This window comes from Acetobacterium sp. K1/6, assembly GCF_034438075.1.
Taxonomy (GTDB): domain Bacteria; phylum Bacillota; class Clostridia; order Eubacteriales; family Eubacteriaceae; genus Acetobacterium; species Acetobacterium carbinolicum.
The window spans coordinates 31,484-44,938 of sequence record NZ_JAXQGA010000017.1 but is presented as its reverse complement, the minus strand read 5'-3'; the positions used below and the strand labels follow the sequence as shown (position 1 = coordinate 44,938).

Annotated in this window: 11 protein-coding genes; 7 read left to right on the top strand and 4 right to left on the bottom strand. The window is 42.5% G+C overall.

Annotated elements, in window-relative coordinates; translation table 11 throughout:
* Window positions 1-13: 13 nt before the first annotated feature.
* Together U2P91_RS13835 and U2P91_RS13830 are read right to left on the bottom strand one after the other, a co-directional pair.
* Complete coding sequence (locus U2P91_RS13835; protein ID WP_111888658.1) at window positions 14-754, bottom strand: ABC transporter permease; 741 nt, start codon at window positions 752-754, stop codon at window positions 14-16.
* Complete coding sequence (locus tag U2P91_RS13830) at window positions 754-1,473, bottom strand: ABC transporter ATP-binding protein (protein WP_111888659.1); 720 nt, start codon at window positions 1,471-1,473, stop codon at window positions 754-756. The genes U2P91_RS13835 and U2P91_RS13830 overlap by 1 nt, the downstream gene beginning before the upstream one ends.
* A 170-nt stretch (window positions 1,474-1,643) precedes the next feature.
* Between U2P91_RS13830 and U2P91_RS13825 the strand changes: the two genes are divergently transcribed.
* From U2P91_RS13825 to U2P91_RS13810, 4 genes are all read left to right on the top strand, one after another.
* Entirely contained in the window at window positions 1,644-2,063 is a 420-nt protein-coding gene (locus U2P91_RS13825) for a bacteriohemerythrin (protein ID WP_111888660.1), read from the top strand.
* On the top strand, window positions 2,063-2,512 hold the full coding sequence (locus U2P91_RS13820) for a chemotaxis protein CheX (protein WP_111888661.1): 450 nt from the start codon (window positions 2,063-2,065) through the stop codon (window positions 2,510-2,512). Before U2P91_RS13825 ends, U2P91_RS13820 begins: the two co-directional genes overlap by 1 nt.
* Before the next feature lie 355 nt (window positions 2,513-2,867).
* Window positions 2,868-4,328, top strand: a complete 1,461-nt coding sequence (locus U2P91_RS13815) for an extracellular solute-binding protein (RefSeq protein ID WP_111888662.1) — start codon at window positions 2,868-2,870, stop codon at window positions 4,326-4,328.
* Window positions 4,329-4,359: 31 nt separating this feature from the next.
* The gene (locus U2P91_RS13810; protein WP_111888663.1) at window positions 4,360-7,302 is read left to right on the top strand and encodes a bifunctional diguanylate cyclase/phosphodiesterase; all 2,943 of its coding nucleotides are present in this window, start codon (window positions 4,360-4,362) and stop codon (window positions 7,300-7,302) included.
* Window positions 7,303-7,373: 71 nt separating this feature from the next.
* Here U2P91_RS13810 and U2P91_RS13805 read toward each other — a convergent pair whose 3' ends face one another.
* Window positions 7,374-8,603, bottom strand: a complete 1,230-nt coding sequence (locus tag U2P91_RS13805) for a multidrug effflux MFS transporter (protein ID WP_111888664.1) — start codon at window positions 8,601-8,603, stop codon at window positions 7,374-7,376.
* 304 nt (window positions 8,604-8,907) lie between these two features.
* Here U2P91_RS13805 and U2P91_RS13800 point away from each other — a divergent pair, with 304 nt between their 5' ends.
* A complete protein-coding gene (locus U2P91_RS13800) occupies window positions 8,908-10,581 on the top strand; it encodes a MutS-related protein (RefSeq protein ID WP_111888665.1) in 1,674 nt (557 codons plus the stop codon).
* A gap of 105 nt (window positions 10,582-10,686) precedes the next feature.
* Window positions 10,687-11,217 carry a hypothetical protein gene (locus U2P91_RS13795; protein WP_111888666.1) on the top strand — a complete coding sequence of 177 codons (531 nt, stop codon included), beginning with the start codon at window positions 10,687-10,689 and terminating at the stop codon, window positions 11,215-11,217.
* A 109-nt stretch (window positions 11,218-11,326) separates the two neighbouring features.
* Here U2P91_RS13795 and U2P91_RS13790 read toward each other — a convergent pair whose 3' ends face one another.
* Window positions 11,327-12,592: an MFS transporter gene (locus U2P91_RS13790; RefSeq protein WP_111888667.1), complete on the bottom strand. Its 1,266-nt coding sequence runs from the start codon at window positions 12,590-12,592 to the stop codon at window positions 11,327-11,329.
* Between the two features lie 181 nt (window positions 12,593-12,773).
* On the opposite strand from U2P91_RS13790, the gene U2P91_RS13785 reads away from it, so the two are divergent.
* A complete protein-coding gene (locus U2P91_RS13785) occupies window positions 12,774-13,382 on the top strand; it encodes a TetR/AcrR family transcriptional regulator (RefSeq protein ID WP_111888668.1) in 609 nt (202 codons plus the stop codon).
* Window positions 13,383-13,455: the final 73 nt, after the last annotated feature.

Below are 13,455 nucleotides of genomic sequence, written 5' to 3'. Positions count from 1 at the left end.
TGCTTTTCCTTTCTTATTCCCAACGGAAGAATCGCATCGATAGCAGGATGCCCAGAATCAGAGCACCAAATAAAACCAGTAGCGGTACTAAAAGATTCACCTCAAGCCCCAGCGATGAAGCTTTTAGCAGTTTGATCCCCTGGGTCAGGGGCAGAAATCCAGCGACGAACTGAAGCGGTTCGGGGAAGATTTCAAAGGGGATGGTGGCCCCGGATAAAAAAAGCATCGGAAAATAAACCACGCTGCAAACCAGGTTGGCCATTTTAACAGTCCGGCACAGACTGGCAATCAGCAGACCCAAACTGTACATCGACACCATCACCAGAAAGTAAGAGCCCACAAAGAAAAGCGGTGAACCAATCAGTTGATACCCGAAGAAGAGCCGGGCAACGCCGTAAATTAGTAGGGCAGAGACAATCGAAAGCAACATGCAAATGACTGCATGGGTCCATAATAACATCATTGGGCTGACCGGTGTTACAAAAAAATGTTTGAGAATTTTTTTATCGCGGTAATCGGCAATGGTTAGCGGAATCCCCATAAAAGCAGTGGCGCAGATGGCTACGGCAACCAGGGCGGCAAAGGAACTTTCCACCAGCGTATACCCGGCCCCATCCGTCGCCGGATTGTCGCCAGCAATCAAGCCGATTAGCAGCATAATGCCGAGCGGCATGCAGACACCAAAAAAGATCCCGTCGATACTTCGCAGGTTCAGTTTACCCTCAATTTTAAACAAGGTAAGAAATTTTTTCATCAGGCGACTCCTTCCTTCATGACCCACAGATAGGCTTCTTCCAGCCGTTGATGGGGACTATTCTGAATCAGCCGGGAAACCGTATCGGTCACGATCGCGTGGCCCTGATTAATAATGCAGACCCGGTCGCATAGGGCTTCCACCTCATCCATGTAGTGGGAGGTGAGAAAGATGGTGAGCCCTTTTTCCTTTAAATCAGTAAGCACCTGCCAGACACTCCGCCGGGCTTCAGTGTCCAGTCCGGTGGTCAGCTCATCCAGAAAGATGACCTCTGGTTGTGGTATGAGCGCTAACAGAATTGAGAGCTTTTGTTTTTCACCGCCCGACAGTTTGGCAACCGGCTGGCGGGCATACTGATCCAGCTTGAACTGAGTCAGTAAACTGTTGTAATTGGCAGGGTTTTGATAAAGTGCGGCCATTTCCTCACAGATTTCACCAACCCGGATATTGCCCTGATAGCTGGAGGATTGGAGCTGAACCCCCACCCGCTCAAAAAGATGTTTGCGGGCTTTAACCGGGTTTAATCCCAGTACCGCGACCGAGCCGGTGTCAAAGGGTTTAAGACCCAGAATACAATCGATGGTAGTCGACTTACCAGCACCGTTGGGTCCGAGCAAACCAAAGACCTCGCCTTTTTTAACCGAGAAGCTCAGGTTGTTGACGGCTACCCGGTTACGATAGTGTTTGGTCAGGTTTTTTACTTCAATACATGTTTCCATTTATACCTCCAAGTTCTTACTTCACGTTGAAGTATAGGGCCTCCCCTACGGGGAGAGTCAAGTGCGAAAAATCTTTTTAGGACAATATTGAAAGAAACTTGCAAATTTTAAAACGAAAGTGCTATACTATATAAATCAGAATGAGACGCAATTAAGAAAGGATTTATTTTATGCTTTGGAAAGATAAGTACGCGTTGGGTGTGACTGTAGTGGACACCCAGCATCGGGAGTTATTTAATCGGGTTGAAAGCTTTATGCAGACGGTCCGCTCTTCGGAGTCCTGGGACACGAAGATCGAACAGGTCAATGAAACCCTGGAATTTATGAAGGCTTATGTGGTGGAGCACTTTCGCGATGAAGAAGTCTATCAACAACAGATTGGCTATCCCGGCTATGAGGCACATAAGCAGATTCATGCAGATATGGTTAATTATGTGTTGGCGGTTTCTGCTCAGTATGAAAAAAGCGGCTTTGATGAACAATTAATGCAGCAGTTTGCCGGGAAACTTTTGGCGTGGCTGATCAATCACGTTGCTTCAGAAGATCAGAAAATTGCCAATTATGTCTTGGAGACGGGAGGACAACAGTGATGCAGACACAGGTTTACAATTCTTTTCTGGAGGCTACCAGCAATGTTTTTGGACTAATGATGGATCTTACAGACGTTACCGATGCTTTGGTAGAACGCTTCGAGTGTAACGGCGAGCTGGATATTGTCATCGGTGTGATTGGGGATTTAAAGGGAGAAGTGATTTATCGGTTTCCCCATGAGACATCACTGGGGATGGTAAAAATCATGAGCAATATGGAATTTGATGCGGTCGATGAGTTTGTGATTTCGGCAATTTCGGAGATTGCCAACATAATCAGCGGCAACGTGTTGACGATTCTTTCGGAAAAAAATCTAACCTGCGATATTCTCCCCCCGGTTCAGGGAATGGGTAAAGAAAACGCCGACTATAGCCTGCAGAAGATATGCTGTATGACCACGTCAGTGGGTGATGTTGGTCTCGAAATACGTTTGAATCCAGCCAGCTGAGGCGGCCTTCGATAATTTTCTGGTGTATTCTTCATTGGGACTATCAATTTTGGTACGGATAAAGCCCTGCCGGCAGCAAGAAAAGCGGTCAGTCGGCGATATGTTCTAAGCGTAAATATGATTTAAAGCTAAGAAGCTCTGATATATTGTCGGAGCTTCTTTTAGGTCTTAATGAGTAATAAGAATGAAGCAGAAATACGATTGATGGAAGGAGGTATTGTTTTATTATCTTTTCTTTCAGCTGAACCTCTGTTAAAATACAGAGGAATCATCCAATCAAAAAACAAGTTGAACGATCAATCGTCAGCTGATAATTATTAAGCATGTGTTTAGATTAAAGGAATGGAGTGAGAAAATGAAAAGAATGATTAAACTGGTTTGTCTGGCAATGGGGCTGTTAATGCTACTGACGGCCTGTTCAACAGGAACAAAAACCGCCTTGGATCCCAAGAATCCGGTATCCATTACCCTATGGCACTATTATGTCGGAGATAATAAGATCGCCCTGGAAACAGCTGCGGACACCTTTAACAAAAGCGTGGGCTCCGAAAAAGGGGTGGTAATTAATACCGTGGCTAAAGGTAGTATTGCTGAGCTGGAAAAAGCCGTTACTGATTCAGCGAAAGGGGTTATTAATGCCGAAGCCATGCCGGAATTGTTTTCTTGTTATCCGGACAAGGCGTTAGAAATTAATGCACTCGGAAAGCTATGCGATCTAAACGTTTACTTATCAGAAGAGGAGAAGGCCCTGTACGTGGAAGAATTTTTAAATGATGGCTTGTTCGATGGCGATCAGCTCTTAGTTCTTCCGATTGTAAAAAGTACCGAGCTGCTTTATGTCAACGAAACGGCCTGGAACAAATTTGTCTTGGAAGGTGGAGGAGATGCAAATAAGCTAAATACCTGGGAAGGGGTTTATGAGGCATCCCGGGACTATTACAAATGGACGGATAACCTGACGCCAGAAACCATCTGGGATGGGAAAAGCATGGTTGGCATTGATTCGGTTGCTAATTATGTAATTATCGGCAATAAGCAATTGGGGGTAGAAGTCATTGATGGAGAAAATCAGCAGATGGTTTTGAATCGGGAAGTGATGAAAAAAGTCTTTGATACTTATTATGGCGCAATGAGCTTAGGGTATTTTAACGCCGTCGGTAAATTTCGCTCAGACGACATTAAAGCCGGCGATCTGGTAGCCTACGTGGGTTCATCGTCGGGCGCGGCTTATTTTCCAACTTGGATCGAAAAAGATAATACCCAGGCCCCAATTGACTTTCTGGCCCTGTCTTATCCGGTCTTTGAAGGGGGAAATCCAGATGCGATACAGCAGGGGGCAGGGATGAGTATTGCAAATTCAACGCCGGAAAAACAGGAAGGCGCAGCTGTTTTTCTGAAATGGTTCACCTCTGAAGCCCGGAATATTGAGTTTGCCATGACTACTGGCTACTTACCGGTACAAACGGCTGCTTACGAAAATGCGGATTTTAAGGCATCGCTGGGAAATATGCGGGCAGGCGGGGCCGCCCAAAAAAATATTGCTGCAGTTTATGACATTGCCCTAAATCAGATTATGGAAAGGGATACCTATGCCTCATTACCTTTTAATGGAAGCTATGAGGTGCGAACCATTCTGGAAAAATCGCTGGAGGCCATGGGCGAATCCGGACGTCAGAATGCCGCTACATTAAAGGCACAGGGGTTGTCAGAGGACGAAATATTAGCGCAATTGGATCTAAATGCCCAGTTCGAAGAATGGCTTTCAACTATTCGTAGCCAACTTGATGAACTGGGGATATCCTATACTGAAATTTAAGCCATAAAAATCATCTGATAAGGAAAAGTATATGAAAAAAACCTGGACTCTCCGTAGACAGTTGAATATTTTACTGGCTTTGATTGTGATCTTTCAAAGCGTTGCCTTATTATTGGCCCTATGGGTATCCCAGGTGTTTTCCATGCTGGATGCGGAAGCGGTCCGTTTGCTAAGTAATACGACAAAAACCCGGATGGAAACATTTAATTCATCGGTTGGTCAGACAATTGCAAATATGGCTGACGAGACCGAACAATTGAGTTCAGAACTAACTTTATTATCGCAAGAACAGGAGCGTTCACCAGAGCGCTTGTATCTTGATGATGATTCGTATCATGAGGCGGCTATGCTGGCCAGCGAGACATTGGTTTCAATCTTAAAAGAGAATCGGGTAACGGGTGCATTTTTTGTTTTAAACGGATCCAATTCAAACAAAGAGGATCCTTCTGCTCATTCGGCGGTTTATATTCGCAATCCCACCCCGGATAGCGGTAGGATGTCAAACTATTTGCTTGAAATTGGACCGATTGCGGTTTCCAAACACTATACTATGGCAACCAGCATCCGTTGGGATCTGGAGATGCGATCAGATGAGTATAATGGCGCATTTGATTTTTATGAAAAGCCAATCTGGGCCAGTAGCCAGTTTAAAAATGCTGAAATGGAACGCTATGGCTATTGGTCAACGCCCCGGGATCTGCTAAACGACAGTCAACAAGTGGTTAGTTATACCCTTCCTATTTTAGACGAAAATGGGAACGGCTATGGGGTGGTTGGGATCGAAATTGATATGCCTTATTTTTCTCAACAGTATCTGCCGGATTCGGACCTTCTTTATCCTAACAGCTTCTATGTTATCGCGGGATTAGAGGATAAAGTCTTGAATCTTGACTGGTTTATTCCCGGCGGGGTATTGGCAGAAACTTATTTAAAAAGTGGCGAGCAGCTGAAATTAAAGCCACTAAAAAATGAAGGAACCTTTGAAATTATGTTAAACGAGTTGGGACCGATGGTTTGTTCAATTCGGGAATTGAAGGTTTATAGCGACAACTCTCCTTTTGCTGATCAAAACTGGAGCTTAGCCTGTTTTGTGCCCAGCGAAGTATTACGAGAAAATTCAATAACGGTACAGGAGAAGTTGATTTATAGTATTTTGCTCACCACCTTGCTGGCATTCACGGCGGTTTTTGTACTGGTCTACTTTTTCACCCGCAAAATCTCACGGTTATCAAAATATGTTCGGGAGTTGTCGCCTTACGACGAAATTTATTTCAAACCAACCGGAATGCTTGAAGTGGATGATCTGACCTCGGCCGTTCAATTGCTAAATCAAAGACTAAAGAATGTTTCTAAAACTACCTCTAAAATCTTAGAACTCAGTTTATTGCCAATTGGTGGTTACGAAGTTCTAGATAGTAACAACCAGGTAATTTTCACGGACTTTTTATACTGGCTGCTGCATGTGGACCCCGGCAGTCAAATTTCCCAGGCCGACTGGAGTAAATACTATCAGAAACTGACTCAGCAACCGGTGGAAGATCAGGAAAACATTTATGCGTATTATGATGACTACACCAAGAAACAGCTTTGGCTTCGTATTTTAGAGGCTAAATCACCCAACGGTGTGGTTGGTGTGATCCAGGATGTGACAGAAGATATCGAAGAAAAACGGCGTTTAACCAATGAGTTGGATTATGATGCGCTCACGGGCTTGTTTAGTAATACTGCTTTGAAACGGGAGACCAGTCGAATAATCAAAGAAAAGCCAGATGAAATCGGGGCCATGATTTTCATCGATTTGGATAATCTTAAATACATTAATGATAATTTTGGTCATGATGTAGGGGATCGGTTGATTATTCGGGCCAGTGAAATCTTCCGGTATTTCGAACAATATAACGGCATTGTTTCCCGGATTTCAGGAGATGAGTTTGCCATTTATTTGCATAATTGCGGCAATCAGGAGGAAGTTCGAAAGATTCTAAAAAATCTCTATAATTATGGCAAGCAATTCTGTCTAACCACATCGGATGGCAGTGACAACCAGATCCGTTTTTCAGCGGGGGTTGCCTGGTATCCTCAGGACGCAACTGACGTGATGGATTTGTTAAAACTATCAGATTTTGCGATGTATGAGGCAAAACACAAGGAAAAAGGGCGCTTGTTTGAATTTAATCGGGAATATTATCAAAAGATGTCCTATCTGCTGGAAAATCGCGAGGCGATCAATCGACTATTGGATGAACAACTGATTCGCTTTGCCTTTCAGCCGATTATTGATTTGAAATCCGGCGAAATTTTAGGATATGAATTTTTAATGCGGCCATTGCTGGATAATTTTAAAAATCCTGCTGAAATTCTGGCCGTTGCTGCCGCCCAGTCAAAATCAGCACAGCTGGAACGGATGCTTATTGTGATGGCATTTGAAACAATTGAAGCTCATGCTCAGGAATTTGGAGCGTGTAAAATATTTATTAATAGTATTCCCAGTCAGGTACTGAGCAACGAGGCGAATGAAAAAATCACATCCCGTTATAGTCACCACTTTAAAAATGTGGTAATCGAAATGACGGAAGAAGATGGTCGCAGTCCTGAAAGTTTATTAAAAAAGGTTGCTCATATCAAAAATAGTGGCATGCAGATTGCACTGGATGATTTTGGTAGCGGTTATTCTAACGAAATTCGGATTTTATCGCTCTTACCGGATATCATAAAAATCGACATGGAGATGATTCAGGGTATTCATTGTAATGTTGACAAACAAAATCTGGTTGCTAATCTGGTTGATTTTTGTCGTAAAAAAGGAGTTAAGGTGATTGCAGAAGGGATTGAAGACGCAATGGACCTGGCTACTGTCATTGTAATGGGCGTTGATTACGCTCAGGGCTTTTATCTGGGCCAACCGGAGTTTGAGATTTCAGCAATCAATCCGGAATTACAACAAGAAATTTTGAATGCGCATAAAAAAGCATAGGAAAAACCCTTATCCACAATAGTGTCGGATAAGGGTTTTTTCAGGTGACGTAAAAGCGATAAAGAAATAAATCAGGCTTCTCTGATTTTGCTAAGTAGCGGCGTTTTTGTGACTACCAGCCATAGTCCGCCCGAAAGCAGCCCCAAGATGATGTTAAGTGATCCGATGATGAGGATCAGGTTGTCCATGTTAAAGGAAATAATAATCATCCCCAGGCTTCCCATAATGGTGGCAAAAGACCCCATCAGTGAAGAGGCTGAACCGGCATCTTCGGTTTGCTGATCGAGCATCAGATAGGCACTGGGCGGCCGGGCGCAACTGCTGGCCAGGGTTGCCGGAAATAATGCCAGGGCAAAGATAAAGGGATTGCTTTGCCCAAACAGAAGAATAGCCAGACCGCTTAAAATGGTGATACCAAAACAAAGATTAATAATCGAAAAGCGTTTGAAGTGGTTGGACAGTTTGATATAAATTAGTGGACCTAACATCATGGCCAGGGCGTTAAAGGCAAAAAAGTAACTGTAAATCTGGCTGCTAACGCCAAAATCATTTTGATAAATGTAGGAGGACGATGAGATAAAGGCCAACCCTGAAATGCTAGATAAGGAAAAGATAAAAAGCAGGGACGTAAAGGCCGGATTTTTAAGCACCACCCCCAGTCGCCCCAGGGTACGTAGAATGCTTCCAGAACCCCGTTTTTCAATGGTTTCCTGAAAGGCGATTGAACCCAGAAGAATGATGATACCAAGTAGGCCCTGAATGATAAAGATTCCCCGCCAGGAGGTAAGGGTCAATAGCAGCGCCCCGATCACGGGAGCAACAGCCGGAACAATGATAACCATCGACTGAACGATGGCCAGTGTTTTTTCCCGTTTTCTTTCCAGGTAGACATCTTTAACAATGGCTGTGGCCACCGCACTGGCCGAACTGCCGCCAATGGCTTGTAAGACCCGGAAAAAAATAAGCTGATAAATGTTGCCTGAAACGGCACAGAGTAGGCCAGCGATGGCATAGCCGGTAACGCCCACCAGTAACACCGGTCGGCGGCCGAACTTATCACTGAGCGGTCCCCAAATTAACATCCCCACACTAAAGAAAATAAAAAATAGGATCAGGGTCAGGTTGGTCAGGTAGCCAGGCACATTAAAATAGGTGGTCATGGTGGGTAGGGCTGGCAAATAAAGGTCAGTTGACAGCGGCGCAAAAGCGCTCAAGAAAACCAGGAAAACCAGCAGGCCTCGATCACCCAGATATTTTTGTTTAGAGGTGCTATCGTTTGAAGCATTTTTCGGATTATTCATTTTTTCTCACATTCTGTAAATTTAGGATTATATTTTAACCATATTTAATATTATAGCCAATAAATATTATTTTTCAAGGATAGTTTGGGGTTTGTTATGCTTTTATTTTGCTAAAAGCAAAAATGAAGCACTTAAAATTGCATCTAAATAAGTAATTGTCTTTATAAAGCAATAGCGGCCTTCCGGTCTGGTCGAAAAATAAAGACGCATTTGACATTGAATAAATGAAGCGTTATAGTAAACGCAGGCTTTTCTGACAGTCACCGGATATTATTACAGAAAGGCCAGAACGTGAGGAGTCGAAATGGAGATATTGTTTTTTATCGCTATTGGCATCATAGCGATTTTCGTTGTTAGTCTAATTAGTAAAAGAAAAGCCGAAAAAAATTTAAGGAAACACTTAATAAATGCCTTTGGAAAGGCGCCAAGCAGTTTTGATCCGGATATCTGGGGAAGTGTATCCAATTATTGGGATAGAAAGCGCAAATATGAAACCATTGATGTAGCCATTGACGAATTAACCTGGAGTGATCTGGACATGGACGATGTCTTTAAACGGTTGAACACCTGCTTGTCCTCCGTTGGTGATGAGGTGCTGTATGCAACGCTTCATGAGCCAAGATGGGATGATAAACCGCTTAAGGCGAGAGAGAAGATAATTGCTTTTTTTGAGGACAATCCCAAAGAACGGCTGGAAATTCAAATCATTCTTTCTAAATTGGGCCGATCAAACTACAATGACGTTTCGGCATTGATTTTTGAAAGTCAGCTAAAAGCATTAAAAAATCCGTCAGTTTATACGATTCTAACGGTTATTCCATTTTTCTGCGCTGGGGTTTGTCTGATCAATCCAATGATTGGACTGGTAGGCCTAATTATTTCGCTCATAACCAACGGTGGCGTTTATTATTATTTTAAAAAGGAAATTGCAAAAAACTTATTGGTCATTCAGTATTTATCGGCCATACTCAGATGTTGCAATCGCTTATTGGCGTATCAAACAAGCGATGGACTAAAAGAGATTCTCGAACAAATCCGGGAAGATAATGAACCCTTCAAATTTCTCGCTGGCAAACTCTCGGGAATCATGATGGGAGCGGGTTCTGATCTTGATATATTGCTGGAATATTTTAAGATTATGACACTCTATGATTTCAGGACTTATAACAAAGCCATTGCATTGGTGACCAAAAATAAAGAAGCCTTTCACCGCATTTATCAAAATATCGGCGAATTGGATATATCCATCGCTTTGGCTTCTTTTCGCAAAAGTTTGTCGGGTACTGTGACCCCATCCTTCTCAGAGTCGTTTAACGTTGTCGCCACTGATTTATATCATCCACTGTTAGAATCACCGGTCCCCAATGATTTTGACCTTAGTCAAAACAGTTTAATCACCGGGTCTAACGCGTCGGGAAAATCGACCTTTGTTAAGGCCTTGGCCATTAACAGTATCTTTGCTCAAACCATTTACACCTGTACGGCTAGCAGTTTTTCTCTTTGCCATTGTCTGCCGATTACGTCCATGGCCGTGCGAGACGATATATTGACTGGCGACAGTTACTTTATGGCGGAAATCAAATCGCTGAAGCGGACCCTTGATCAGGTGAGCCATCATCCCTGCCTTTGTTTTATTGATGAAATACTAAAAGGCACGAATACCATTGAACGGATTGCAGCCTCATCAGCAATCCTTAATTATCTTGACCAGAAAAATTGTCTGTGTCTGATTGCTACCCATGACATCGAACTCACCAATATTCTATCGAAAACCTATAATAATTATCATTTTCAGGAGACCATCACCGATGAAACCATTCTTTTTGATTATCAACTACACGCTGGCCCGGCGCAAACAAAAAATGCCATTGCCTTGTTAAATTATCTGGAATTTGACCAGACGATCATTAAAAATGCGAATGTACTGGTGGATACCTTTGTGGAAACTGAAAAATGGCCAGACTGCTTAAAATGGTAATCCCCCCAAAATTAATAACAGATTATATTTCAAATAATTATGCCCACAGGTCAAAAAAATTGACTTGGGTATTGAGACTGAATGTCAAAGTCAGGAGAATTGGAAATGAATATCAAAACAAAGTATGTCTTATCAACAATACTAGCCACGGTGATTGCAGTCGTAACTTATATCACTTTGCATGAAGCAGGACATTGTCTGGTAGCATTGGCATGTGGAGCAAAAATCACAAAATTTAGCATTCTGAGTGCTAGTATGGCTTATGAAGGCGGTGTGTTTAACCGCTTTCAATTTGCCTTGTTTCATGCGGCAGGAGCATTATTCCCGATTATCGTTTGTTTTTTGCTGTTGTTTTTTTATCGACGAACCCAGAAGGGAATGCTCTATCATCAATTCTATTTCATGTTTTCGCTGATCAGTATTGCTTCTGTATTTGCTTGGATTCTGGTGCCCATTTGCAGTATATTTACAGAAGTACCACAAGGGGATGACGTTACCAAATTTATGGTAGAAACTGGTTTTTCCCCGCTGATTGTCGTCTTTGGAGCATTGATGATTATTCTGCCGATGATTTTTCTGGTGAGAAAAAAAGGAGTGCTGGGGGTGCTCATTGATATCGCTAAAAAAGTTGCGTGATATCGTGCAGCAGAGTAAATATGAGACTGGCATCGGCGGTATGGCGTTAATATCTTTAGACTACGTTTTTGCGTCTTTATAGGTATAAGCACATTCACGATTAAATTGCTTAAGCGTGTTCGATCTCCAAGCGACAGGCATTCATGTACTGGAGGATTTTTGCGACACCAAAGGTCAAAGCGGTGATGATCAGATAAATTCCAATTAAACCAGAACTCAATTTATCATAGAGCTGGCCAAAAATAATTTGTCCAATGGGCATAAAAGCCGTGGATAGAGCGGTGGTCAGGGCCATGGTTTTACCCATTAAATTTTGGGGGACCTGCAGCTGAATAAAGGTCAGCGCCTGGATGTTGACATTGGCAACAAAAAACATCAGTATAAATCCGAACAGGGTAAAGAGGATATAAGCGGTCAGATGCGGTGGAGTGCTACCAAGTAGCCAGGGGGTTAAACTCAAACCCATCCCCAGAATACCAATGCCCATAAGGATAAAGAGCCGATGCAGCTTTTCAAAAGGATTATATTTAGCAACAACTGTCGAAAAGATAGCTCCGATAATCATCCCCATTCCCAGTAGGCCTTCAGAGATGCCGTAGAGTTGATCGGATACCCCCAGAATAATCTTTTCGACATAGGGCACACCCACCGTATAAAGTGGGGTCATAAAAAGATTGATTCCGGCTGCCATAAACAAGATGTATAAAACAAAGGGTTTATCCTGAGATAAGAATTTAAGCGTTGCTTTAATATCTTTGGCATAAGTCACAAGTGGCGAGGCGTTCATTTTGCTTTTTTTAAAAGGGATGGTTAAGAACAATTCCATTACACCAGAAACAAAAAAACTGATCATATTAATTATCAGAATAACCTTAAGCCCCAAGATCCCATACAAGAATCCCGCTGAGATGGGACCGAGTAACATCGTTAGAGCACTGATCTGACTGATCATACTGTTTCCAGCATTATAATGTTCAGGGGCAATGACGCTGGGGATGCTGGCCCGGACAGTGGGCTCATAAACACTGTTAATAATCGACAAAACAAAGATGAGAATCCCGATCCAGAGGATTTGCTGGTCATTGCCATAAATGAAAGCAGCAAAAAAAGCAATGATAATGGTGCAACAAAAATCGAGGACGACCATCATCCGTTTTTTACTCATCCGGTCGGCAATCGCACCGCCAATCGGTGCCAGGAAAATGGCCGGTAAAATGGATAGCGAAATAATCAGGGAAAACACCGCGGCCGAGCCGGTAAGATCAAGAATGTAAAGTGAAAAGGCGAAGCGCTGCATGGCATTGCCAAACATGCTGATGAATTGTCCGATGCCAATAATAACGAAATTTTTATTGAATAATTTTTCTGCTTTCATATCAACCTCCTAAAAATGAAATATAGTTCACTTTTATAATCAGTATAGGTTATCATAAATCGATTGTCAATAAAAAAAATGAACGATAGTTCATTTTTAACAAGATCTTGCAAAATAATCACTTTCAGACTATCCTTAAGAAGAGTTAGAGGATGTTTATAGAGAAGGCAGGGGTAGGAAAATGGAGAAAGAAAAGAAAATCCAGGAGCGAACCATTTTAAATCGACAAAAAATATTAAAAGCGGCAAAACACTTGTTTAATGTGAAGGGTTATTATCATACCAATACCAAAGAAATTGCCAAGGAGGCCGGGGTTGCAACCGGCAGCTTTTATAATTATTTTCCGGATAAATTAAGCATTTTTCAGGAGATTATGATCATCCATCTGGAAAGAAATGTTGCGGATTTATGCGAACTGACACAAAATCTCAATGAGAAGCCGGATCATGCCAAAGCGGCGATTATAAAATACGTTCATAATGGCATGGATCATGCGTTTGAAAATCAGGTTATGTTTCAGGACTTTGACAGTATTCTCCTGGCAAATCCTGAATTAAACAAAATTATCGGCGCGTTCTATGACAAAATAATAACCGGAATTTATGACTTCTGTAAAGATAGTCCCCATGTCATAAAGCGCACCGCCAATCCTCTGGTGATGTCTCAAATGGCTTATTTTCTGGTTCAGGGCACCTCCGAATTAATGGCTAAACTACCGGAAGATGTCGACAAAAGAGAATATGAGGAGCAATTGGCACAAATTGTCTATTGGTATCTATTTGATAACTAAAACGCGTAAATATGAGGGGCCGGATGATAAATTAAAAAAAAGGTATTCTCACATTAATGCGGTCGGAATTGCC

What these genes read in the sequence shown, in the direction of transcription:
- U2P91_RS13835 (WP_111888658.1), bottom strand. Translation starts at nt 754, where the DNA reads ATGAAAAAATTTCTTACCTTGTTTAAAATTGAGGGTAAACTGAACCTG.
- U2P91_RS13830 (WP_111888659.1), bottom strand. Translation starts at nt 1,473, where the DNA reads ATGGAAACATGTATTGAAGTAAAAAACCTGACCAAACACTATCGTAAC.
- U2P91_RS13825 (WP_111888660.1), top strand. Translation starts at nt 1,644, where the DNA reads ATGCTTTGGAAAGATAAGTACGCGTTGGGTGTGACTGTAGTGGACACC.
- U2P91_RS13820 (WP_111888661.1), top strand. Translation starts at nt 2,063, where the DNA reads ATGCAGACACAGGTTTACAATTCTTTTCTGGAGGCTACCAGCAATGTT.
- U2P91_RS13815 (WP_111888662.1), top strand. Translation starts at nt 2,868, where the DNA reads ATGAAAAGAATGATTAAACTGGTTTGTCTGGCAATGGGGCTGTTAATG.
- U2P91_RS13810 (WP_111888663.1), top strand. Translation starts at nt 4,360, where the DNA reads ATGAAAAAAACCTGGACTCTCCGTAGACAGTTGAATATTTTACTGGCT.
- U2P91_RS13805 (WP_111888664.1), bottom strand. Translation starts at nt 8,603, where the DNA reads ATGAATAATCCGAAAAATGCTTCAAACGATAGCACCTCTAAACAAAAA.
- U2P91_RS13800 (WP_111888665.1), top strand. Translation starts at nt 8,908, where the DNA reads ATGGAGATATTGTTTTTTATCGCTATTGGCATCATAGCGATTTTCGTT.
- U2P91_RS13795 (WP_111888666.1), top strand. Translation starts at nt 10,687, where the DNA reads ATGAATATCAAAACAAAGTATGTCTTATCAACAATACTAGCCACGGTG.
- U2P91_RS13790 (WP_111888667.1), bottom strand. Translation starts at nt 12,592, where the DNA reads ATGAAAGCAGAAAAATTATTCAATAAAAATTTCGTTATTATTGGCATC.
- U2P91_RS13785 (WP_111888668.1), top strand. Translation starts at nt 12,774, where the DNA reads ATGGAGAAAGAAAAGAAAATCCAGGAGCGAACCATTTTAAATCGACAA.